Source organism: Bradyrhizobium sp. BRP23 (assembly GCF_020194135.1).
Classification (GTDB): Bacteria; Pseudomonadota; Alphaproteobacteria; order Rhizobiales; family Xanthobacteraceae; genus Bradyrhizobium; species Bradyrhizobium yuanmingense.
In genome coordinates this window covers 190,224-212,801 of sequence record NZ_JADYVW010000005.1, presented here as the reverse complement: position 1 = coordinate 212,801, position 22,578 = coordinate 190,224, and the positions used below count along the sequence as shown (strand labels likewise).

Annotated in this window: 26 protein-coding genes and 1 pseudogene; 11 read left to right on the top strand and 16 right to left on the bottom strand. The window is 62.4% G+C overall.

Going from position 1 to position 22,578, the window contains the following annotated elements; translation table 11 throughout:
- Positions 1-32: 32 nt before the first annotated feature.
- The 5 genes from I6F24_RS15905 to I6F24_RS15885 all read right to left on the bottom strand — a co-directional run bounded on the left by I6F24_RS15905 (position 33) and on the right by I6F24_RS15885 (position 3,987).
- Entirely contained in the window at positions 33-419 is a 387-nt protein-coding gene (locus tag I6F24_RS15905) for a hypothetical protein (protein ID WP_036027443.1), read from the bottom strand.
- Positions 416-1,150, bottom strand: coding sequence for a hypothetical protein (locus I6F24_RS15900; RefSeq protein WP_036027444.1), 735 nt, complete (start codon positions 1,148-1,150; stop codon positions 416-418). The genes I6F24_RS15905 and I6F24_RS15900 overlap by 4 nt, the downstream gene beginning before the upstream one ends.
- A gap of 21 nt (positions 1,151-1,171) precedes the next feature.
- Positions 1,172-2,260, bottom strand: coding sequence for a DUF2235 domain-containing protein (locus I6F24_RS15895; RefSeq protein ID WP_225149178.1), 1,089 nt, complete (start codon positions 2,258-2,260; stop codon positions 1,172-1,174).
- Positions 2,261-2,621: 361 nt separating this feature from the next.
- The gene (locus I6F24_RS15890; RefSeq protein ID WP_225149179.1) at positions 2,622-3,212 is read right to left on the bottom strand and encodes a recombinase family protein; all 591 of its coding nucleotides are present in this window, start codon (positions 3,210-3,212) and stop codon (positions 2,622-2,624) included.
- A gap of 334 nt (positions 3,213-3,546) precedes the next feature.
- Positions 3,547-3,987 carry a hypothetical protein gene (locus tag I6F24_RS15885; RefSeq protein ID WP_141697558.1) on the bottom strand — a complete coding sequence of 147 codons (441 nt, stop codon included), beginning with the start codon at positions 3,985-3,987 and terminating at the stop codon, positions 3,547-3,549.
- Positions 3,988-4,259: 272 nt separating this feature from the next.
- On the opposite strand from I6F24_RS15885, the gene I6F24_RS15880 reads away from it, so the two are divergent.
- The 7 genes and pseudogenes from I6F24_RS15880 (at position 4,260) to I6F24_RS15850 (ending at position 9,154) form a co-directional block, all read left to right on the top strand.
- Complete coding sequence (locus I6F24_RS15880; RefSeq protein WP_036027451.1) at positions 4,260-4,886, top strand: hypothetical protein; 627 nt, start codon at positions 4,260-4,262, stop codon at positions 4,884-4,886.
- Positions 4,887-5,322: 436 nt separating this feature from the next.
- Positions 5,323-5,538 (top strand): hypothetical protein, encoded by a 216-nt coding sequence (locus I6F24_RS15875; protein WP_141697559.1) that lies wholly within the window; start codon positions 5,323-5,325, stop codon positions 5,536-5,538.
- A gap of 71 nt (positions 5,539-5,609) precedes the next feature.
- A complete protein-coding gene (locus tag I6F24_RS15870; protein ID WP_050996017.1) occupies positions 5,610-6,209 on the top strand; it encodes a hypothetical protein in 600 nt (199 codons plus the stop codon).
- Positions 6,210-6,556: 347 nt separating this feature from the next.
- Positions 6,557-6,739: pseudogene (locus I6F24_RS15865) on the top strand (primase-helicase zinc-binding domain-containing protein); the annotation flags it as partial.
- Between the two features lie 30 nt (positions 6,740-6,769).
- Positions 6,770-7,555, top strand: a complete 786-nt coding sequence (locus tag I6F24_RS15860; RefSeq protein ID WP_225149388.1) for a toprim domain-containing protein — start codon at positions 6,770-6,772, stop codon at positions 7,553-7,555.
- Positions 7,552-8,778: a hypothetical protein gene (locus I6F24_RS15855; RefSeq protein ID WP_050996018.1), complete on the top strand. Its 1,227-nt coding sequence runs from the start codon at positions 7,552-7,554 to the stop codon at positions 8,776-8,778. Before I6F24_RS15860 ends, I6F24_RS15855 begins: the two co-directional genes overlap by 4 nt.
- Positions 8,779-8,944: 166 nt before the next feature.
- Entirely contained in the window at positions 8,945-9,154 is a 210-nt protein-coding gene (locus I6F24_RS15850; RefSeq protein WP_036027454.1) for an AlpA family phage regulatory protein, read from the top strand.
- Positions 9,155-9,165: 11 nt separating this feature from the next.
- Here the strand turns inward: I6F24_RS15850 and I6F24_RS15845 are convergent, their stop codons facing one another.
- Entirely contained in the window at positions 9,166-10,233 is a 1,068-nt protein-coding gene (locus tag I6F24_RS15845; protein WP_036027456.1) for a hypothetical protein, read from the bottom strand.
- 654 nt (positions 10,234-10,887) lie between these two features.
- On the opposite strand from I6F24_RS15845, the gene I6F24_RS15840 reads away from it, so the two are divergent.
- Complete coding sequence (locus I6F24_RS15840) at positions 10,888-11,091, top strand: hypothetical protein (protein ID WP_036026980.1); 204 nt, start codon at positions 10,888-10,890, stop codon at positions 11,089-11,091.
- Positions 11,092-11,217: 126 nt separating this feature from the next.
- Here I6F24_RS15840 and I6F24_RS15835 read toward each other — a convergent pair whose 3' ends face one another.
- The 4 genes from I6F24_RS15835 to I6F24_RS15820 form a co-directional block, all read right to left on the bottom strand.
- On the bottom strand, positions 11,218-11,694 hold the full coding sequence (locus I6F24_RS15835; protein WP_036014373.1) for a cyclic nucleotide-binding domain-containing protein: 477 nt from the start codon (positions 11,692-11,694) through the stop codon (positions 11,218-11,220).
- A 273-nt stretch (positions 11,695-11,967) separates the two neighbouring features.
- Positions 11,968-12,756, bottom strand: coding sequence for a class I SAM-dependent methyltransferase (locus I6F24_RS15830; RefSeq protein WP_225150938.1), 789 nt, complete (start codon positions 12,754-12,756; stop codon positions 11,968-11,970).
- A gap of 97 nt (positions 12,757-12,853) precedes the next feature.
- Entirely contained in the window at positions 12,854-13,492 is a 639-nt protein-coding gene (locus I6F24_RS15825) for a ferric reductase-like transmembrane domain-containing protein (RefSeq protein WP_225150936.1), read from the bottom strand.
- Between the two features lie 13 nt (positions 13,493-13,505).
- The gene (locus I6F24_RS15820) at positions 13,506-14,009 is read right to left on the bottom strand and encodes a twin-arginine translocation pathway signal (protein ID WP_036014379.1); all 504 of its coding nucleotides are present in this window, start codon (positions 14,007-14,009) and stop codon (positions 13,506-13,508) included.
- Positions 14,010-14,261: 252 nt separating this feature from the next.
- Between I6F24_RS15820 and I6F24_RS15815 the strand changes: the two genes are divergently transcribed.
- A complete protein-coding gene (locus I6F24_RS15815; protein ID WP_036026975.1) occupies positions 14,262-15,269 on the top strand; it encodes an LLM class flavin-dependent oxidoreductase in 1,008 nt (335 codons plus the stop codon).
- Positions 15,270-15,454: 185 nt separating this feature from the next.
- On the opposite strand, the gene I6F24_RS15810 is transcribed toward I6F24_RS15815, so the two are convergent.
- Genes I6F24_RS15810 through I6F24_RS15785 form a run of 6 tightly spaced genes read right to left on the bottom strand, consistent with a single transcriptional unit; the run spans position 15,455 to position 20,071 of the window.
- Positions 15,455-16,330 (bottom strand): amidohydrolase family protein, encoded by an 876-nt coding sequence (locus I6F24_RS15810; RefSeq protein WP_225140539.1) that lies wholly within the window; start codon positions 16,328-16,330, stop codon positions 15,455-15,457.
- Positions 16,331-16,342: 12 nt separating this feature from the next.
- On the bottom strand, positions 16,343-16,738 hold the full coding sequence (locus tag I6F24_RS15805) for a RidA family protein (protein ID WP_225140540.1): 396 nt from the start codon (positions 16,736-16,738) through the stop codon (positions 16,343-16,345).
- Positions 16,739-16,763: 25 nt separating this feature from the next.
- Positions 16,764-17,567 carry a 2-oxo-hept-4-ene-1,7-dioate hydratase gene (gene hpaH, locus I6F24_RS15800; RefSeq protein ID WP_225150935.1) on the bottom strand — a complete coding sequence of 268 codons (804 nt, stop codon included), beginning with the start codon at positions 17,565-17,567 and terminating at the stop codon, positions 16,764-16,766.
- Between the two features lie 4 nt (positions 17,568-17,571).
- Entirely contained in the window at positions 17,572-18,432 is an 861-nt protein-coding gene (locus tag I6F24_RS15795; protein ID WP_036026966.1) for a fumarylacetoacetate hydrolase family protein, read from the bottom strand.
- Positions 18,433-18,484: 52 nt separating this feature from the next.
- Positions 18,485-19,102: a flavin reductase family protein gene (locus tag I6F24_RS15790; protein WP_225150933.1), complete on the bottom strand. Its 618-nt coding sequence runs from the start codon at positions 19,100-19,102 to the stop codon at positions 18,485-18,487.
- A 3-nt stretch (positions 19,103-19,105) separates the two neighbouring features.
- A complete protein-coding gene (locus tag I6F24_RS15785; protein WP_057027821.1) occupies positions 19,106-20,071 on the bottom strand; it encodes a tripartite tricarboxylate transporter substrate binding protein in 966 nt (321 codons plus the stop codon).
- Positions 20,072-20,200: 129 nt separating this feature from the next.
- Between I6F24_RS15785 and I6F24_RS15780 the strand changes: the two genes are divergently transcribed.
- Together I6F24_RS15780 and I6F24_RS15775 are read left to right on the top strand one after the other, a co-directional pair.
- Entirely contained in the window at positions 20,201-21,001 is an 801-nt protein-coding gene (locus tag I6F24_RS15780) for an IclR family transcriptional regulator (RefSeq protein ID WP_109145389.1), read from the top strand.
- A gap of 278 nt (positions 21,002-21,279) precedes the next feature.
- Positions 21,280-22,575 (top strand): O-acetylhomoserine aminocarboxypropyltransferase, encoded by a 1,296-nt coding sequence (locus I6F24_RS15775; protein ID WP_036014390.1) that lies wholly within the window; start codon positions 21,280-21,282, stop codon positions 22,573-22,575.
- Positions 22,576-22,578 lie beyond the last annotated feature (3 nt).

The window sequence follows — 22,578 nt, the reverse complement described above, 5'->3', positions numbered from 1 at the left end:
CTCCTCTTGTACACCAATCGGAGCGAGAGACCCTAAACCCAGCCGCCCAACCATCCTGCGCGTTTGGTCGTCTTGAGCGGTTGCGGTACGAGCGGCTGCGGCCCTGGTCCCTGCATCTCGCCAACCTTCCAGTTTTGCGGCTTCGCCTCACACCGCGGCGGCCGGATCCCTAGCGGCTTCGCTTCGACCTGGGCCACGGGACCCAGCAAGTCGCGATCCGGATAAAACCGGGTGCCTTGCATCATCTCGGTGGTGAGCCGGCAGAGCGTGTCGGCCGGCAAGTTTTTGCGGTCCTGTGCGAATTCGAACAGGTCGTCCGGAGCAATGCCGACGTCCTTTGCCAAGCGAGCGTAGTCGATTTTTTCGACGCGAGCCGCCGCGACTTGGCGAAGAAGCTCCGTGCCGGTGATTTCAGTCATTGTACCTCTCCTGACGTTGCATTGATCGCATCGACCAAGGTTCTGAACTCAGTTTTCGGTCGTGGCCTTGTCGGCGCATTTACCGGTGTTGGCCTAGAGCGCGCCAAGTCGCACACGGATCGTTTGTCGGGACCCGCGACGGTTTGGGGAGGCGCAACTTGAGCGGCATTCATGACCCGCAAGGCCGCGACAACGCCCTGCGCACAAATAATTCCGCGCTTGACGATGTCATAGAACTCGACTGCCGCTGACTGCCGATAACGATACAGGACCACCGCGGCGGGATTGGCCGGAACATTGGTCAGGGTGATTTCGTCCAGCGTGGCGCAGGTGACGAGGGCGTGAAAACTCTCGCGATCATTGACCTCCCGAAGCTGATAGCCGTGGATCGTCGCGGCGATACTGAAATGGGTGCACCGTTTTGCATCTTCGTCGCGAACCAGCGCGCGCACGTGCAAACCTTCGTCGGTGCCGCGGATTTCCAGCACTTCGCCAGCCGGGCGGCCGTGGCGATACAACAGTGGAATGTCGGACTTGAATGGCAGCCAGCAATGAGGGGCGAACTTGGTGCGTTCGTGGTCGATTACTGTCGGCGCCGCAAAGCCTTCGAAGATCCAGTCGCCCTCGACGGGCGGTAGAGGTGCGGTTGGCGAGCAATGCGCGGGCGCGATCCGATAATTGCGCGCGAGGCGTTTCAGTTCGAGCCGCATCCGGATTGCTTCGCCGCTCATTCGCACGCCCTCCGGCGGATTTCAGCGATGCGCTTCTTGATTGCAAGCATCTGCGCTTCGAGCGCGTCCCGTTCCGCAGCCAGAGCTTCGAGCTTGGCAGCGGACGGCGGCGGCCCGGCTTCCTTCAGGACGTCGGCGAACATCTCCGCCATATCGGGCGACAAGCGCCCAACGCGTGCTGGATATGCGCCCCCGGTCAAAACGGCGCCTTTGCGGATCCTGGATCTGTCTGGTGACATGTGGGCGCCTCCCGTGGGCGCGCGATCCGGCGTGCGCCGCGATTGCATGACGGGTAAGCCTTGCGACTCCGGTCGCGTCAGGATCCTGCCGGATCAGGCGGGATGTCAAGGCGGTTGGCAACCATATCTCGCGCAGCTCACATGTGCCGTTGAAAGCGAACCGACGCGGCGGAAATTCCGCACGGTTCTCGTGCATACTCAACAAGTGAACAATCGACGAAACATTCGAAGCGGGCTTCTGATCTCGCGCGATGAGATGTTCCCCTATGTCACGATCAAAGGGGCCAGTTACGGTGTCGAATAGTCCCATGAACTTGATCTTGGGCGCTTCGTGGAAAACCTGGTCGCTCTCACATTGTTCGGCCAAGTTCTTCTTAAGGTCTTCAATCGCTCGGTAGTATTGTGTGTCATCTTCTTTCTCTGAGACTGCAATGAAGTCTCTCCACATTCGGTCCAGGTGCGTCAAAAATCCCGATTTCAGTATCCCAAAGTCCGAAATGAGTCTTGAAAAAATACGCGCTGCCGCAGCGCCGCGCGAGAAACCAATCAGAATGATTTCATCACCTACACGGTAGTTCGCAACGAGATTTACATACGCACGCAAAACCAACTGATCGAGATTGTCGCCGAAGATATACTGCGTTTTCCGAAGCAAGATTTCGCTAAAAATCGAGGCCGCGCTCACAGTGAACTTTGTTCCAACTCCCGGAAGATAAAATGTGACCTGCGTCGATATCTCATTTCCTTCTTGCTTGTGATCGGCAATCAGTTGATTGATAGCGTAGACGTTAGAACACGTCTCGGTCTCAGAAATAATTTCAGTGGCGTCATTTGCGGTACCGTCCATCAAGAAAATCATTGTCTTCGACATGCTTTCTCCCTCCGGCAGCCGATCCTCTCGTAAAAGTTGCGCGACCGCAAGCTAAGTAAGCTAGCGACGGCAGCCTTTTTTGTTGTTCCCTCGCTCGGGCGCGAATAGACGGAGGACTATATACATCGAGAGCGACAAGGGCTCTGACCCTCTCGACCGTCCGCAACTCGCGCTACCTTGGCCGCGGCACGATACTCGGTGTCGCACAGCGGACCTGGCACGGATTCCGCTCCTGCCGATCCGCCCAAAGCGTGACGTTATACGTACCGCGTACCAACCGGAAATTGGACGCGGTCAAAGGGAAGGAGCCGCTCCGTTCGCCGGGCAGGCCGGAGGTAAACGTCCTCCCCCCTGATCGCAGTTAGGCGGCGCCCTTGAGCACCGACTGAACGCGACCTGTGCCGCAACCGAGCTTCCTGCCAATTGCGATCACTCCCATGCCCTTCTCGCGCAGTCGGAGGATCGCAGCATCCGTTGCGCCTTTGGCGCGCGGGCGGCCGAGTCTCTTGCCTTCGGCCTTGGCGCGCGCGAGGCCGGTAGCGACGCGCTCGCGCAACATCGCCCGCTCGAACTCCGCGAACACGCTGCTCATCTGTAGCAGCGCACGGCCGGCTGGCGTCGAGGAGTCGACGGCCTGCTGATGCAGGTAGATGTCTACGCCAAGCGCAGAGAGTTCCGCAAACAGTTGCACAAGGTGCGACAGGCTTCGGCCGAGACGGTCGACCGACCATGCGGCAACCATATCGAACTCGCGCTTTGTCGCGGCCTTCATCATGGCGTCCAAGCCCGGTCGCTTGTCGCGGCCCTTGGCGCCGGAGATCTTGTCCTCGAAGGTGGCGACGATCTGCCAGCCCGCGCGGGTGGCGATGGCTTCCAGCTCGCGGCGCTGGTTATCGGTGGTCTGTTGGCCATTGTTGGTGCTGACACGCAGATATAAAGCGACACGCTTCACGAGTTTGAACTCCATCCTGCCCCGGCTATACTAAAACATTTGATTTAGTACAAGCGAAAGACGAGAAGATGGCCCTTTGTTTTTGCAAGGCTTTCGCAGCGTCGAAGGAAAGGAGATTTAGTATAGGGCCGTCGGGCCGGTACATCCGCGGTGCCGACGGCCTTTGACGCGAGCGCTAGGCGCTTCACGTGAAACCGCCTCAGGCTAGTTCGGCTTCGGCCGCTCGATCTCGCGCTCGATGCGGCACAGCGTGGCAACGGCCTCGTCATGGTCGCGCGTGATCAGCTCCTCGACCAGGACTTCCAAGATCGCATCAGCATCGCGTTCAGACGGCTCACTGATCGCTTGCCGGACTCTTGACGGCTTCATGCGCGGCTTCCCTGACTGACGCCTCCACGGGCTCGGCATCGAGCTGGAGTGTCTTGTCGGTGACGTACTGGCCGGATGGAATGGCTTGGATGTTGATTTGCGCGACGAGGGCCGGACCGATGCTGCCTTCAATTACATGAGGAACAAGCTTGCCGAGCAGGTTCAAATAGCTCTTCGGATGCTTCCGGGCGCACATCGCGAGATAGCCCTTCAGTCCTCCGGCCCCCTTTCCATCGGATCCGCAGCTAATTGCTCCATCCAAGATGCCGTTCTTGAGGTCGCGTGTGATCTTTGCGACGGCGCCTTTTGTTTTCGTCGGCGGGTTACCACGCCCGTGCCGGCGCGGTTCTGCAATCGGCGTGACTGAGAAATCAGCGGGCAGCGGGCGGTCGGGACCAAACGTCATGGCGTGCCACGTCCGTTTTTCTAAGTTGGGCGAGGTCTTGGCTCACCCTACGCTCCTCGCAGCCCAGGTCCAGCGCCCCTTAGAAACGGAACCCTGTCCAGAATTGTCAGAGGGGGATTGGAGCCTCTTTCTAAAACCCCTCAACCATACTTACTGCCAAATCTGGTACGCACAGGCGACCGTGCCATGATAGCCTGATCGAGGCGGCCCCGCTCGGTTGTGGTGACCGAAACGGGGCCCGAACATCGTCAACGCGCGCGGAGCGTCGACAAATGCCCGGCCCATTTTATAACGGCGGGGATCTTCCGCTAGACGATGTCCGCTGGCGGTCGATCAGCGTGGCGGCGGAGCGGTTGTTCGAGCGGCTTCGATCCGGCCCTGACGTCGTTCGCGACCTTGAACAGGCATGGGCTCAGGGAAAAATCCGCTGCATGCTTCGATCCTGGACCGGCGAACGTTCGCTGTTGCCCACGGCAACCTTGGACGAGTTCAAGCTGACGTGGCGGGGACTCCACAACAACCCGGAAGAGCCTCGCGTAACTCTCGAAGAGCGTCGACGACACGGCGCGGGTGAAGCGCCCTCACTGACAAAGGGGACCATCTACGTCTGGGGACCCGACTTCGAGGCGACTTGGCCTGCCGCACCAGCCGTGGCGAAAGAGGCGTCAACGAGCGAGAGCGTTTTGGAACTGCCAAGAACCTCAGAGCGGGAACGCGCGGAGTGGCGGGAGTTTCTCGTGCCCATCCTGAACACGCTGCGGGAGGTCGACAAACTTCCCAACAAAAGCACTGCGTTTAACGTGGTCGATCGTCTTATGACGACCTTAGGACAGCCAATGTCCAAGAGCACGATCTACGAGGGACTCAAGCGACACTGCACAGGTTGGTGGTCCGAGTAAATCGGACGATACCCGGACAATACCCGGACAGTTTTCCCTCGCAGTTTGAGGTTTGCTCTTCCGCACCGCTTAAACAGCGACACGGAGAGCAAGATGCCCGTCCCCAAAAGCGAAGTTTCGCAGACACGGCGCCTGATCCCGGCTCGGGACGTCGCCACGAGGTACGGCGTCCACCTAAGGTCAATCGTGCGTTGGGTCGCGATGGGTGTCATCCCACGGCCTGATCAGATCATAAACCGAAGAAATTACTGGTGGATCGACACGCTTGACGCCGCCGATCGCGCCCGCACTGTCGAAGCCGCCAAGGGAACGCCGGCCAGGCATCACGGCTCAAACGCAGCCCTCTAATCAACAAAAACGGCCGCGTCCCGAGCGAGCCGCGACCGTCTGTTCCGTTGAAGCTCGCTCTCCCGGCCAAGGAAGAAGGAGACCCTTGATGACTCTATATGAGTTTCGGGACGCAGGCGTCAACCCAGTCGAAGGACGCGATGCCTACCTGCTCGCCACAGCACTGCGTCGCTTCATCGCCACAGAACTCGCCAAGCCCACGCGTTACCGCGCAGACCGGGACGTTCGCGCCGCCAGAATCATTCTTGCAGCCCTCTACTCCGACGACGATGAGCCGTTCGAGCAAGTCTCCCGCAGCAAATAGCCAAAGAACCGCCGGTGCCGGCCTCCGGGCCGGCATCTCTTCCTCCAAACAAAATCGATTGGGCAGAGACGATGGGCAAGCGCTCCGACTTCGAACGAATTCCGCGCGACCTCTACGCGACGCCAGCAAAGGCCGTTCTGCCACTGCCAAAGTATCTGCGTCGCGACGGCATCAGGACGTTCGCCGAGCTTTGCGCCGGCAACGGCGATCTGATCCGGCACCTGGAGGCGCACGGCCTGCGCTGCGTCCATCAGAGCGATATTACCACTGGTAATAATGCGCTTGACGTCAAGCGGTACAAAGGCAATCCCGACGTCGGCATCACGAATCCTCCGTTCCGCCATCCCGAGGATCCGAGGCGCAGCACCCGCCTGTTACGCGAGTTGATTGCCCACTTCCTTACACTCGGCAAACCGTTCTGGCTTCTGCTCCCACACGACTTCTCAACCAACCAGAATGCCGCGCCCCTGATGCAGTATTGCAGCGACATCGTTGTAGTCGGCCGCGTGCGGTGGATCGAGGGCACCGACAACGACGGTAAAGATAACTCGTGCTGGTACCGCTTCGACGCCAGCTTTCGCGGAGAGATCGCGTTTCATAACGACCGCGGCGAGCCGGTCGCGGTCATCTGGGCGGCGACGCGTCGCTCAAGGTTGGAGACCGCGTCATGACAGAGCAGGACGAAATTTGGTTCAACGACCATCCATGGCGCTATCACCGCGTTAGGCCGGTGTGCGCGGAAGATGGCGTCCCTCCGAATGCTCCACCCGGCTGCACTCGGGTCGCCGTTATCCGGCGCCTTCGTTCCTGCCGGCTTATAACGGCCTTTGCAGTCGAGCGCAGTCCTAGGAAATTTTGGAAGCTGAACGAAGCAGCGGCCGCCGCGATCTTTGATCGTGCGGCTGCGTCAGAGCCTACAATCCGGGCCTTGCTGGCACGTGCCGAAAGGGACGAAACATGGCCGTAGAAGTGGTGCGGCACAACCACGCCAGCGACTCTCACTTGAAGGAACGCGGGAATGAGCAGCAAACGCGCATTCGACGATTGGGTTAGTTGCGCCCGCGCCGCCAGGATCGAGGAGATACTACGACAGCGCAATGTTAGGCTCAGGCGCAAGGCGGGACCATGCCCGGTGTGCGGGGGCCGAGACCGATTCAGCATCAACGCGGCTAGACAACTTTTCTTCTGCCGGCACTGCGCTCAGGGCGGCCACGGGCCAATCGACCTTGTGATGTTCATCGATGGCTGTGACTTCCTCGCCGCTGTCGAAACACTCACCGGCGAGCCGCCACCCAAACGGCGGCGCGAGGAAACCGATGACGAGCGTGGCCTCCGTGAGCGACGTATTCAAGAGCAGCGCGAGCGACTGGACCAGGAAAAGCTCGCCCGCCAGCAGTGCGAGGCGGCGGAGCTGCGAGCAACCCTGCAGTATTGCGATCGGCTCTGGGCAGAAACCGAACGGCTGCCGCAAGCAGCCATCAGCTACTTCAAAACACGCTCTATCAATCTCGACGACGTGCCGAATCAGGGCGGCCTCCGATTTCACCCACAATGCCCATTTGATGGCGCAGTCATGCCATGCATCGTCGCTCGCTACAGTGGTGTGGTGACGAATGCGCCGGGCGGCATATGGCGTCGTCCGATCAATGGCCAGAAGCCAAAGTCTGTCGGGCCTATCAAAAATCATATCATCCGCCTATGGCCGAATGAATACTTGACCGGAAGACTGGCAATCGGCGAAGGAGTTGAAACGACAATTTCTGCCTCCACCAACAAGGCACTTCGCGGCATAGCGCCAGCATGGGCAACTGGCTGCGCTGGCGCCATGCGTGACTTTCCAGTCCTTTCCGGCGTCGAATATCTGACACTCCTTGCTGATGCCGACGCGAACGGCGTCGGCCAGAGCGCTGCGCGTGCATGCGCTAACCGCTGGGCCGCAGCAGGTCGTGACGCCGAAGTGCTAGTGCCCAACAGGATCGGGGCCGATTTCAATGACTTGGCGCGAGTCGCATCATGAGCCCGCAACAACATTTTCACAGCGAAAAATACAAATCCCGCGGGTCGGTCGGTGGAAACAGTGGTGCAAGCACGTTCCGGGCCTGCGCGCTCGACGAGGTCCACGATACTTTTCGCCGCTGGTTGGGCGACGACTATGACATAGAGACGTTGGACGCGGTGCTGGCAACAAGCGCTTGCGAACAACTTGCCGGTGATCCGCCATGGCTGCTGGTGATTGCCGGCAGTGGAAATGCCAAGACCGAGACAGTGCAGTCCCTCAGCGGTTTGGATGCGCATATTGTCTCGACCATCTCAAGCGATGGTGCGTTGCTATCGGCATCACCGCAGAAACAGAAAGCCAAGACTGCTACCGGTGGGCTGCTGCGCAAGATCGGGCAGCGCGGAATTCTCGTGATCAAGGACTTTACCTCGATCCTCTCGACCAGCCGTGAGATCCGTGGCGCAATACTGGCAGCCCTGCGCGAGATCCACGACGGCCATTGGGTGCGAAATGTAGGCACCGATGGTGGCCAGACGCTGGATTGGCACGGCCGGATCGTGGTGATCGGCGCCTGCACGACCGCCTGGGACCAAGCACACACTGTCGTCGCCAGCATGGGCGACAGATTCGTTGTCATCCGGCCAAACTCGCGGATCGGCCGCATCAATGGCGGCCTGAAGGCTATGCGCAACACCGGAAGCGAGGTCGCCATGCGGGATGAACTCGCGGAAGCCGTGGCTGGGCTTATGAGCGGAATTGACACCAGTCAGCCCTATGAGCTGACGAATGACGACGAGACGACAATCGTGGAAGCAGCTGAGCTGGTGACACTGGCGCGCACCGGCGTGGAAGTCGATTACCGCGGCGACGTCATCGATGCTCACGACGCCGAAGCGCCCACCCGATTGGCCAAGCAACTGACGCAAATCCTGCGCGGTGCGATGGCTATTGGCATGGCACATGATGATGCGATGCGACTGGTGAAGCGTTGTGCCAGAGATAGTATGCCGCAACTGCGGCTGCTGGTGCTGAAAGACGTGGCCACGCACCCTCACAGTCCAGTTATGGAGATCCGCCGGCGGCTTCAGAAGCCAAGGACCACCATCGACCGCACACTGCAAGCCCTGCATATCCTCGGCCTGCTGGTCTGCGAGGAAAAGGAAATTGTGCGAGGCAATCAGACCGTCTGGACGCGTAGATACGAACTCGACCGCAGCGTTTGCCTCCAGCCCCTTTCGTGATCAGTGACACCCCTACGCGGAGTCGGCGCTTTCCTGTACTCGCCCGTGATGCTCCGACACAATACACGACGAAACACCGAGCCGATGCGTGGTGCTCCAGATGGCAACAGCAAAGCGAGTGCAAGCCGATAGACCCGCTCACGCGCGTGGCTCCGAGCCCCGGCGAATGCTCAACGAGCCGCAGGTTCTTGCGATCATCCCCGTCAGCCGCACCACGCTCTACCGCATGGAGAGGGCGGGCCGGTTTCCCAAATCGACTTACATCTCGCCCAACCGGCGCGTTTGGTTCGAGGACGAAATCGTGGCGTGGCAGAACGCGGTCAACGAGTTCAATCCGAACCGTGGCAGAGGCAAGGGGCGGCGCACTGGTGTATAGCCAGTGGAAATTCAGTCCGTCGTAGCGGAAAACTCGATGTGGAATTGAGAGTATTTTTCCTTCAATACATTCATTGCTCGGTGCCAGCTGGCTCCCCCCCACTGATTCGAGAATGCATAGGTTCTCCCATTAGCCCGCACTAACTCGCCGTCGTCACAAAACCACCGGCGGCTGTTGAAAGTCTGACCGTCTTTTGCCGCACGCTCGACCGCTCCTTTTTCAAACTCTGAGGCGTCGACAACGTCGCCCTCAATTGCAAACCAAACGCGATTGGAGCGCCAATCCAATAGTGATTTTATTTCTTCTGGATTGATCCCCCGGTCGCACAGATGCTTGCAGACTAAGAAGATCGCATTTCTCTTCCACTGTGAGACATACTTCTCAGCTTCAATGCGGACATCATATCGCGTAAAGTCAATGTTGCTGGTCCGCGCTTGGCGTTCTTGCTCCCTCTTTTCACGAATTTGTATTTGATACTCCGTCGCCTCCGGCGGCGGAATAATTTGCTGCACATCGACAAGAATACGCCCATTCATGTCATAGGGCTTCAGTCGAACGCAGCGAATATCGATCCCGTGGTCGATGAGCCATAAGACAGATGATGTCAGTTCTCTGTTGAAGTCACCGGCGGCAAGAACGATACGAACATCTTGCGCGAACTCATTGTCGTTTCGTTCGTCCCAACCCAAGAAATCCAGAATCGCTTTTTTAGCGTCTAGTTCTTTGCCTTGCTGCCTATGATACTCACTCAGGACGTCTGCCGCTTTCTCAAAAGTCATAGTGGACACCATGGCTGCGTATCGGATCGCCTGAAGGTCCATGTGCCCGCCATCCTCCGTCCGCTTTAGCTCGATGACGACCAGGTTGGCATCTTTGTCGATTGCAAGTAGATCGATACGACGCTGGGATTCCTCCCAATCCTGAAACTCTTCGGAAATGACGAGCGTCTCCGGTGAAATCACCTCGATGTGGTCACGCAACAGTCGTTGAAGATCGCGCCGTTCGTGCAGACCCGCCACATTGAACGTTATTTCATCAAGACGGCGAATGCCGGTTTGCGCAAATTCATAGATCGCCATTTTTGTGTCTTATCGCATTGCCCCAAAAAAATACGGTGCTCGATCTTGATGATGGGCTCCCTTGCAAGACCCATATTTGGCAGAAGAACTCGCTTGAAACTAGGGCCTATTGGGGCCCAGCGAGTCTGGGGCGGCTTGTCGCTTGTTAATGCGAGCAGCTAAAATACTATTGTTTTCAATTGTTTGAGCCGATTGAAACAACTTCAGAAAAACACTTGCAGCCAGGACCACACGGTTTTGCCGTACGCAGCTTCCGGCTCCGCCAAGAGGCTTCGCCGGATGTTGGCGCCGTCCGTTCCGCACGCTGTGAGACCTCACGAGGTTCATCTCGCCCTGGTCCCGCCCCGCGTGCCCGACGCAGCCGCGTCCACCGCACCCTGGCCCTCGTTCGTGACGACGTACGATCGCCCCTCTCCTTGGGCCGGGATGAGCGATGGATACTGCAATTCCGAATTTCGGTAAAGTGGAATATATTTGCGGGAAGGGATTGACGGGGGCTGCGCGGGAGAGGTGGTGTTTTGCCCGACGGGCCAGAAGCGTTGCGATCGGTGTCCTTCCGGTTGCGCCTCTTCGAAAGGTTGCGGCCACACGGCACGTTGACCCCTCATTTCATGGTGCTAGTCTTTTCGCTCGCGACCTGTCCGGGAGGACACGATGGGATGGTTCGACCGCCTGTTTGGAAGGATGTCGGAGCCGACGATTCCTCTTCTTGCGAGATTTCGGCGGAAATCAAAAGCACCGACCGATCCTGATCTTTTGAAAATCGCCAAGGACCGGAAGGGACATGTTTCCCGCAGAGCCGTCAGGGACGAGTATAATCGGCTGGTCCTGGAGAAGTACGCGCACGACAAGTCGTGATGCGCGTCGAGGATCTCAGTAGCCCGTAGGATGGGTAGAGCGAAGCGAAACCCATCTGCTCCTTGTCGAGCCACGAAACATGATGGGTTTCGCAAGGGCTCTACCCATCCTACGCACTGCGCACCATCAATGGTCGCCATTCATTTGCAGTGCTGCGAAGCGGTCGTCCGAACGGCGCAACCGCCGGCATAGCTCGCGATTGATGTTCTGCAGGACGATCACGTAGGCGTGGATGTCGGCCTTGTAGCAGGCATAGAGCTTTTGGGCCGTCAGCTCGTACAGCACGGTCGGCGCCTCCGCGATAACAGTGGCGGAGCGGTTCTGCATTTCGATCAGCGTCATCTCGCCGAAGAAATCGCCAGGCTCCAAACGCGATATCGGGATGACCCTGCCCGCATGCGTGCGTTTGCTCACCGCCAGCCGGCCGGACTTGACGATGAACATCGAACGTCCCGGCTCGCCCTCGGCCACAACGGTCGCGTCGGCCTCGAAGCGGCGCTCGACTAGCATCGAGATCAAGAGGTCGAGGCCTGCCTCCGAAAGCCCGCCGAAGAACGGCGTCGCCAGCAGGAACGCTTTCAGATCGGGGGACGTGACGAGCATTGCGCGAGGTTACGCCCGGTCGAAGGCTGCGGCAAGCTAAGCGGTGCAGCCAGGTTCCGTCATTGCGAGCGTAGCGAAGCAATCCAGGAATGTGTCCGCGGAAACAGTCTGGATTGCTTCGTCGCAAGGGCTCCTCGCAATGACGCGGCGAGAGATTTCACCTCTCGACTCTGGACCACTGCCGCGCGCAGCGAAACCCATCAGACTCGTGCGGTGGCGAAGATGATGGGTTTCGCAAGTGCTCTATCCATCCTACGGGCCGCACAGTGCGAGCTATTTGGGCCGGCGCCCCGTGATCGCGTGCGCGCGCGCAGTGCAGGTGATGCGACCGTCCGCATGCGCCGGCAGGCCCGCACGCACCCGCGCTATGAGCGTCTCGACGTCTGCGGGCCTCATGGCGGCAACGGAAGGCCGGAGCGCGGGGGACTTCAGACTGATTGCCCAGAAGTCGTCGAAACCTGAAAACGTCCGTTGCACCGTAATCTCTCGCGTTTGCACGTCCTCGAGACCTGCTCCTCGCCACAGGTCCCGCAACGCTTCCATGCGAGAGGCGTCCATCCGCGGCGGGCGCGTTGCCGGAATGCCCATCGCCTTCATCTCGTCGTAGATCGGGTCGAGCGGAAAGCCGCCGCCCAACATGTCCCACATATACGTCATGACCGCACCGCCGGGGACAACGACCCGCACCATTTCGCTGACGCCCCTCGCGGGGTCCGGAACGAACACCAGAACCAACGCCATCACGGCCGCGTCGAAGCTGGCGTCGGCGAAAGGAAGTGCGATCGCATCGCCCTGGTGAAACTTTGCCACGCGCGCCGCAGGTCGTGTGCGCGCAAAAGCGAGCTGCTCTGCCGAGGGGTCAATGCCCTGGACCTCGGCGGGGTTGCAGCGCTCGACCAGGAGTTCAGTGAAGGCGCCGTTGCCGCAGCCGATGTCGATCCACCGCAAGCCTGCAGGAGGTGCCAGCCAATCAAGGAATATCTCGCCTGCGAACCGGCTCCAGATTCCCATCATCTGCTCGTAGGCGGCACCGTCGTCGAAGCGAATGGTCTGCTCTGCCATGTCGAGATCCTCCCGGCCCGATGACGATGCTTGGCGCGCGCCATTCTGCGCACAAGAGATGGGACTGGGGAAGTGCCGGAGTGACCTGATCCGCGGATTATTGCCGCGCGACATTCTCCCCGCGCGGCGTCCTTCGCTTCCGCCACACCTGCAGGTCAATCATGACTTTCACGGCCGCCGCGAGGACGAGCGCACAGAGTGCCACCTTGGAGATCGTCTCCATCGTCCCCTCGATCAGCAGGCAATGGACCACGCTGGCTGCGACGATGACGATGGCGAGGGGAATATGGATAATGCGCCAGGTTCGCGGGCGCAATCCCAACCGCCTTCGCAACAAAGCCAGGAATGCAACCGCGAAGATGGCCCACATCGCGGTCACGCCGAAGGGAGAGAACGGCGTCGGCGATGAGAAGGTCAGTGCGTCCACCATGTCGGGCGGGCTGGTGATCCAGAGGCCGGCGACGTGGATCAGAATCGCGAGAGCAAGCGCGCCGCCGATCCAGTGATGGGCGCGCCTGCCGCGATAGGCCGACAATCGCGGCAGGTAGCCGCCGATCAGCAAGGGCTGCACGAGCACGAGACCGAGGGCGATGATCCCGGCGAAGCCGGCGATAATGTAGACAGGATCGCGCCATGCCAGCTGCTCGCTGGCCGCAGCAAGCGCAACCGGCACGCCGATCGCCAAGCCAAGGGCGCCCCAGATCAGGGGCGCCCGGGCCGATCTCCATCGCGTCATCTGCAAGTCGGGTTCAAGCCGGCTGCAGCACGAAGTGCGCCTCCAGGCTGGTCTCCTTGGCGCTCCGCATCACCGGCCGCAGGAAGACGGTCTTGAACTCGCCGCTGTCATAGGCGAGGTGGCCGTGCGGCTGGCCGAAGATCGGAATGATCTGCGGCATCTCCAGCCGGAACCTGCCGTCCTTGTCGGTGAGCGTTGCGCCGTGGCTCTGCGGCTCGTGCTCCCGCCCTTCGACGGTGTGCGCCCAGATCTGGATGCGCTGCCCGGCCAGCGGAGCCCCGTCGCCAGCGCGGCGCACGGTGCCGCTCATCCAGAAACCGCCCTTGCCGATCCGCTCCACGATCGCCGCGCCCTTGCGGTAATTGTTCGCGCCGCCCGACATCGACTCGGTCGGTGCCAGGCCGCTCGCACGGGCGGGCAGCAGGACGCCGGAAGCGCCGGTTGCCAGAAGGCCCGTTGCGAGGACGGAGCCGCCGGCAGCGAGGAGGTTGCGGCGGGTGAAGACGACCGTGGTCATGTCAGTTCCTCCTGGCAGCAGCGCAGCTGCTTCCCGCAAGCTACAATACCAGGTGTAAAACGCCCAGTTGGCGCGAGGGGCGCCAGGGCCTGCAATAACAGTGTTGTGAACGGCCGTCTTCGCGGCGTGCATCTCTCAGATGAGCTGACAAGAGGGGCTCGCAAGTGCTCTACCTATTCGGCGCGCTGCCACTACATGTGTGTCCTGCAAGCGCGCACCGTCACGCGGCCCCTCCACACCGGCAGCCCTCCCATGATCCCCTTCTCCGTGCTCGACCTCGCCCCCATCTGCCAGGGCGGCGACGCGTCGCAGGCGTTCCGCAATTCGCTCGATCTGGCCCGGCATGCCGAGACGTGGGGCTTCAAGCGGTTCTGGCTGGCCGAGCATCACAACATGACGGGCATCGCGAGCGCGGCGACGTCGGTAGTGATCGGCCACATCGCGGGCGGAACGAAAACGATCCGCGTCGGCTCCGGCGGGATCATGCTGCCGAACCACTCGCCGCTCGTCATCGCCGAGCAGTTCGGCACGCTGGAATCGCTCTATCCCGGGCGGATCGATCTCGGGCTCGGCCGGGCGCCGGGCACCGACCAGTTCACCGCGCGGGCGCTGCGGCGCGACCTCGCCACCACGTCCGAGAACTTTCCGCATGACGTGCTGGAGCTGCAGGCGCTGCTCGGCGACGTGCAGCCGAACCAGGCGATCCGCGCCGTGCCCGGCATGGGGACCAAGGTACCGCTGTGGATCTTGGGATCGAGCACCTTTGGCGCGCAGCTGGCGGCAATGCTCGGCCTGCCCTTCGCGTTCGCCTCGCATTTCGCGCCGCAGATGATGATGCCGGCGCTGCGCGAATATCGGGCGCGCTTCGAGCCCTCGGCGCAGCTCGACAAGCCCTATGCGATGATCGGCGTCAACGTGTTCGCGGCCGACAGCGATGAAGAGGCACAGCGGATGTTCTCCTCGCTGCAGCAGCAATTCATCAACCTGCGCCGCGGCACGCCGGGGCCGCTGCCGCCGCCGGTGGAGGACATGGACGCGTTGTGGTCGCCGGCCGAGAAGGCCGGCGTTGCGCAAGCGCTGTCGTGCTCAGCGGTCGGGTCGCCCGATGTGGTCGAAGCGAAGCTGAAGGCGCTGATCACTGAAACCGGCGCGGACGAATTGATGACGACGGGGCAGATCTACGACCACACGGCACGGCTGCGCTCGTTCGAGATCGCCGCGGAGGTGCGGGATAGGCTCGCGAAGCAGCCGGTGGGGTGAGGGCCCGATTGTCGCGGCGATGAAGGTGCGCTCCCTCCCCCGCTTGCGGGGGAGGGTTGGGGAGAGGGTGTCTCCGCAATGGGACAATCCCCTAGAGGAAAGAGCCCTCACCCCGACCCTCTCCCGCACGCGGGAGAGGGAGCGCACCGCGCGTGGCGAGCTGCTCAGCCCAATCCTCTCATGCCCTAATCCGCAAAGCCGAACAGCTTGGCCGGATTGTGCACCAGGATCTTCTCCAGCTCCGCCTGGTCGGGCGCGTAACGGTACATCAGCTCTAACAGATCGGCATCGTTCGGCGGCTGCTTCACCGAGACCGGATGCGGCCAGTCGCTGGCCCAGACGCAGCGATCGGGAGCGGCCTCGATATAGGCGCGCGCGATCGGGATCACGTCGTCGTAAGGCGCGCCGGTCTTCGAGGTTTTCTCGCCGAGCGAGAGCATGACCCAGAAATTGCCCTTGGCGAGCAGCTCCAGCATCTTGCGCAGATTCGGATCGTTCCTGCCGGCCTCGGGGTCAGGCCGCGCCATGTGGTCGATCAGCACGGGCACGTCGAGGTTCTCGTATTTGGCGACGCTCGAGACGATGCCGTCCTTCTCCGGCTGGATCTTGACGTACCAGCCGAGCTCGCGGATGCGGGCGATGGCACGGGCGAAATCGGCATCCGACAACACGGCGCCGAGCTCCTGGCGGAAGCTGAAGCGCGCGCCGCGCACCCCTGCGTCGTGCAGCTTGGCGAGATAGGCATCGTTCGCTTCCGCGAACACCAGCGCATTGGCGCAGCCGCGATAATTCGGGCCCATCGCGGCAAGGCCGTCGAGCACGACGGCGTGGTCGGCGCCGTAGGTCGTGGTCTGCACGATGATGCCGCGCTCGATGCCGAGCGTCTTGTGCATGCGCAGCGCCGCTTCCCAGGTCGCGGTCGGCATCCGATAGGCGGCGCCGGGACGCTCAGGATATTTCTCGATCGGACCCAGCACGTGAAACTGGCTGTCGATGGTCTTCGGCGGCGGCGCCTTGCTTGGGCGGCGCGGGTTGGGGTCGAACGGCAGATAGGTCGGCATGCGAGCGCTCCTTCAGTCGATCACGGCGGTGAAGTCGCACTGCACCAGCGCGCCGCCATCCATGTTGTCCATCGGCAGCGCGTGGCGCGCGGGGCGCGAATGCTCGTCCGGAAACATCTTCAGCCACTCGACATTGAGAGGGCCGCGGTTGCCGCGGTCCTTCAGCCACACCGTCATCTTGATGATGTCGGAGGTCGAGCCGCCAGCTGCCTCCACCGTCGCCTTCATATGCGCGAACATGTTGGCGCATTGGGCATCCAGGCTTTCGGGCATCGCATTGGTCGCGGGATCGCGGCCGAGGATGACGCCCGACATCACGAGATTACCGATGCGGCAGGCGTTCGGAATCGGGTTGACGTGCTTGAAGCCGCCGATGTGGACGCTCCTGCGCCGCGTTTGACCACTCATGGTTCGCTCCCTGCTCGCTATTGCTTCAGACGAATTGGCACGACACCGAGCCGAAGGCGCCGTAGTCGGCATGGAAAGTGTCTCCGCGGCGGATGTCGACGGGCCGCGTGAACGATCCCGCCAGCACGACCTCGCCGGCTTTGAGATGCTCGTCATGCGGTGAGAGGCGGTTGGCGAGCCAGGCGATGCCGTTGGCGGGGTGATTGAGCACGCCGGCGGCAAGCCCGGTCTCCTCGACCTCGCCGTTGCGGAACAGCAATGCGCCGATCCAGCGCAGGTCCGCATCCATCGGGCGGATCGGCCGGCCGCCGAGCACCAGCGCGGCATTGGCCGCGTTGTCCGAGATCGTGTCCATCACCTTGCGGGTCCTGCCCGTCTCGGGGTCGACGCGGTGCATGCGCGTCTCCAGAATCTCCAGCGCAGGCGTGACGTAGTCGGTGGCGTTGAGCACGTCGAAAATGGTGCAATCGGGCCCGCGCAGCGGCGCCTTCAGCACGAAGGCGAGCTCGACCTCGATGCGCGGCGCGTGGAAGCGGTCGAATGGAACAGGCGTGGCATCGGGGTAAAACATGTCGGCGAACAGCACGCCGTAATCGGGCTCGTTGATGCCGACCGCGTTCTGCATCGCCTTCGAGGTCAGACCGATTTTGTGGCCCTTGATGATTCGGCCGCGGCCGAGCTGGAGTTTCGTCCAGGCGCGCTGGACCGCGTAGGCATCCTCGATGCTGAACTCCGGATAGTCCTTGGTGAACATCGGGATCAGCGTCTTGGTTCGCTCGGCTTCATCGAGCCGGGCGGCGAGGCGTTCGATCGTGGCGGAATCCAGCATCGTTTTACTGCTCCGCCGCCACGGTGTTGCGCAGCACGCCGATGCGGCTGGACTCGACCTCGACGACGTCGCCGTCCCTGAGCCAGCGTGGCGGATCGAACCGGGCGCCCGCGCCGGTCGGTGTGCCCGTCACGATCATGTCGCCAGGCTTGAGGGTCGCGAAGGTCGAGAGATAGGAAATCAGGAAATCGAACGGGAACATCAGCCGCTCGGTGGTGTCCTGCTGGCGCACCTCGCCGTTGACGCGCGTAGTGATGTCGTGAGGCCCGCGCGGGTCGAGCTCGTCAGACGTCACGATCCACGGGCCGATGCTGCCGGAGCGATCAAAATTCTTGCCCTGCGTGACGTTGAACTTGCCGTGGCGCAGCCAGTCGCGGATCGTGCCCTCATTGCACAGTGTCATGCCGAAGATGTGCGACCACGCTTTTTCGCGCGGAATGTGGCGGCCGCCCTGCCCGACCACGATGACGAGCTCGCCTTCATAGTCGAGCTGGTCCGAAACCTTCGGCTTCTCGATCGGCTGGCCGGAGCCCGTCATCGAGGACATGCTGCGCACGAACAGGCTGGGATATTTGGGCAGGTCCGAATTGTCTTTATACTCAGCGTTGCGCTCGGCGTAATTGACGCCGATGCACCAGAGCTTCTCCGGCGCCAGCACCGGCGGCAACAGGACGAGCTTGTCCAGCGCATGATCCGGCTTTTGCCCCGCGACGGCCTCCTGCGCTTCGGCGAGTGCGTTGGCCGCGATCAGCGCCTTGACGTCCGAATAGTCGCGGCCGATGCGCCTGGTCAGATCGACCACGCCGCCGTCCACGGCCGCGCCGTAGCGCGCCTCGCCGTCCAGCAGATAGCTCAGCAGTCGCATTGTATGTCCTCCGATGATCTTGGGGCGGCGGCCGGCGATGAGGCCCGCACGCTCAGTCTTTCGACTTGGGAGTCTGGAACACGCTGCCCAGCGTCACGATCTCGCCGAGGCGGGCGTAGCGCGGCCCGCCGATGCGCGCGATCGGGTCGAGCGCCCTGGTCTCGACCTTACCGTCGTTGACGAGACCGTCGCGCAAATGGAACAGCACGACCTCGCCGACGATGAGCCGGCTCTTGGCGTCACCGAATTCGAGGCACTGCCGGAATCGGCACTCCATCGCGACCGGCGCGGCGGCAAGCCGCGGCACCTTGATGCGCTCGCTCACGAGCGTCTCCAGGCCGAGATGCTCCACCTCGCTGATCTCGGGCGGATGCTCGACCGATGAGTCGTGCACGGCATTCATCAGCGGCGTATCCGCGATGTGGATCACATATTCCTCGGTGTCGAGGATGTTGTGCGCGGTGTCCTTGTAGTCGGCGCCCTTGCGGCCGACGCTGATGGCGAGCATCGGCGGCTTCTGCGAGACGAAGGTGAAGGCGCTGAACGGAGCGAGATTGAGCACGCCCGTAGCTGACAAGCTCGTCACCCAGGCGATCGGGCGCGGCACCACGATGCCGGTCATCAGGCGGTAGATGCGCTCGGCGCCGAGCTCGGTCGGATCGATCCGCATCGATCAGTCCGCCCTGATATTGGCCTTGCGCACCACCGGAATCCACTTGGCGTCCTCGCGCTCGAGATAAGCCTTGAACTCGGCCGGCGTCATCGGCGTGGCTTCGCCGCCGAGCTTCTCGAACTTGTCCGCAATGGCAGGGTCCTTGAGGATCGCGACCAGCGTCTCGTGCAGCTTCTCGACGATGGGCGCAGGCGTGCCAGCGGGCGCGAACAGGCCGGTGAAGGTCTGGCCGTCGAAGTCCTTGTAGCCGAGCTCGGCGAAGGTCGGCACGTCGGGCAGCGATTTCAATCGATGCGGTGAGGTGACGGCGAGCGCGCGGAACAGGCCGGCCTTGATGTGCTGGAGGCTGACCGTGAGCTGGTCGAAGGCGAACTGCACCTGACCGCCCAGGAGATCGTTGATGGCCGGCGCATTGCCGCGGTAATGCGCCGTGACCCATTGCAGGCCGAGATTCGACTGCATCAGCTCGCTGAGCAGATGGTTGGTGGTGCCGGGACCGGGCGAGGCCATGGTCAGCTTGCCGGGCTCGCGCTTGGCGAGGTCGAGAAACTCCTTGAGCGTGGTCGCCTGCACCGAGGGATGAACCTCGAGCACCAGCGGCGTCATCGAGATCGTCGAGATCGGGAGAAAGTCCTTCTTCCAATTGTAGGCGTCGCGCTTGTTGATCTCGGTCGCGAACAGCACCGGGCCGTTGGCGCCGACGAACAGCGTGTAGCCGTCGGGCGCCGATTTCGCGAAGGCTTCGCCCGCGATCATGCCGCCGGCGCCGGCCTTGTTCTCGATGACGAAGGGTTGGCCGAGCTTCTCCTGGAGCTTGTCGGCGACGATGCGCGCGGCGCTGTCGACATTGCCGCCGGCGGGATAGGGCACGATCAGCTTGACGTTGCGCGCCGGCCATTGCTGGCCGGAGGCGGGTCCCGCCAACATTGCGGCTGCTGCAGCGATGGCAATCCAGATTAATCTCATGTTAACCTCCCGGCGGCGCTTCCAATTCCATATCGGGCGCAGACTTTCGTGCATGGCATCCCGATCGAAGCGCAATCTCCAGATGCGCGCTTGCCCTGTCGAGCGAATTGTGGCGTTCTTGTCCATATTATGGACAAACGACGCGCAACGAAATCCACCCGCAGCGCCGTGGAGCCGCGACATGGCGCGCAGGCGATCCGGCGCGCGCTCGCGGTGCTGCGCATCCTGGCCGCAGGGCGCGAGGACGGTGTGCCATTGGCAGAGGTGGTCCGCACCACCGGCCTCACCCGCCCCACCGTGCATCGCATCGTCCACGTGCTGATCGAGGAAGGCATCGTCGAGCGGCACGGCCGGAGCGGCCGCTACGCGATCGGCAACCAGGTACCGGAACTGGCGCTGGCGCGTCCGCGGCCATCGCGGCTCTTGGTCGCCGCAAATCCGTCGCTGCAGCGCGCGTCCGCCGCGATCGGCGACACGCTGTTCCTGACGGTGCGCACCGGCAACGACACGCTCTGCGTCGATCGCCGGATCGGCGTCTACCCGATCCAGGTGCTGTCGATCGAGGTCGGCGCGCGCCGGCCGCTCGGCGTCTCCAGCGCCGGCGTTGCCATTCTCGCCGCAATGCCGGCGCAGGAGGCGCGAAAGATCGTCGCGGCGAACGAGAAGCGGTTCGAGGCCTACCGGACCGACGTCGCGACCGTGCTCGGCGAGGTCACCGCCGCCAGGCGGCTGGGATATGGCATGAGAGAGATCGGACTGGTGCAGGGGACGAAATCGATCTCGACCTGGATCAAGACGCCGGACGGGCAACCGGCTGCAGCGATGACGGTCTCCGCCGTTCGCACGAGGCTCGGGCCAAGGCGCGAGCAGGAGGTCGCGGAGATCCTGCTGCAGGAGGCGCGGACCATCGAGCAGGCGATCGGGGGGTGAAGCGCGGACGGCGCCTCTTCGCCTCTCCCGCTTGCGGGGAGAGGCCGGAAATTTGCGCAGCAAATTCCGGGTGAGGGGGAGCCTCCGCGAGTCCAGCTGCCACCATCTTCGTGGAGAGAGCCCCTCACCCCAACCCTCTCCCCGTAAGAACGGGGCGAGGGAGCGCACCGCCGGCGCGGCTGGAGCTCGCTTCAAACCCAGCGCTGTCAATGGGCTGACGTACCGCTCCGTTTTGTGGCACAACGGCCGCCATCGCCGACCGATCAACGAGGCCACGCATGCCCGCGCCGAAACCGCCTGCCTTCGAGACCCTGAGCCTGCATGCGGGCCAGCATCCGGATCCCACGACCGGCGCCCGGGCGGTGCCGATCTACCAGACCACGTCCTACGTGTTCCAGGATTCCGATCACGCCGCCGCGCTGTTCAATCTGGAGCGCGCCGGCCACATCTATACGCGCATCTCCAATCCGACCACCGGCGTGCTGGAGGAGCGGCTTGCGGCGCTGGAAGGCGGCGTCGGCGCGATCTGCACGGCGAGCGGCCAGGCGGCGCTGCACCTCGCCATCGCCACGCTGCTCAATGCCGGCGACCACATCGTGGCGTCGAGCTCGCTCTATGGCGGCACCATCAATTTGTTGGCGCACACGCTGCCCCGCTTCGGCATCACCACGACGTTTGTGAAACCACGCGATCTCGACGCATTCCGCGCGGCGATCAAACCGAACACGAAGCTCGTGATCGGCGAGACCATCGGCAACCCCGGCCTCGAGGTGCTCGACATCCCGAAGGTTGCGGCGATCGCGCATGAGGCCAAGATTCCGCTTCTGATCGACAACACCTTCGCCACGCCCTATCTCAGCCGTCCGATCGAGCTCGGCGCCGACATCGTGATGCATTCGGCAACCAAATGGATCGGCGGCCACGGCATTGCGATCGGCGGCGCTATCGTGGACGGCGGCCGCTTCGACTGGCGCTCCTCCGGCAAGTTCGGCGTGCTGACTGAGCCCTATGGCGGCTATCACGGCATCGTCTTCGACGAGCAGTTCGGCACCGCCGCGTTCATCATGCGCGCCCGCACGGAAGGCCTGCGCGATTTCGGCGCCTGCCTGTCGCCGACCAATGCGTTCCAGCTGCTCCAGGGCGTCGAGACGCTCGGCGTGCGCATGGACCGGCATATGCAGAACACGCATCTGGTGCTGGAGGCGCTGAAGTCCAACAAGGCCGTGGACTGGGTGCTGCACCCGTCGCTCGAGGACCATACGGACTACCAGCTTGCCAAGACGCTGCTGCCGCGCGGTGCCGGCTCGATCGTCTCCTTCGGCATCAAGGGCGGCCGGCCTGCCGGACGCAAGTTCATCGAGAGCTTACGCATGATCAGCCATCTCGCCAATGTCGGCGACGCCAAGACGCTGGTGATCCATCCGGCCTCGACCACGCATCAGCAGATGGACGCCGAGCAGCTCAAGGCGGCCGGCATCGGCGAAGAGCTGGTGCGGCTCTCGGTCGGCATCGAGACCGCAAGCGACATCATCGACGACCTCAACCAAGCGCTGCGCATCTCGCAAAAGGCCTGACAC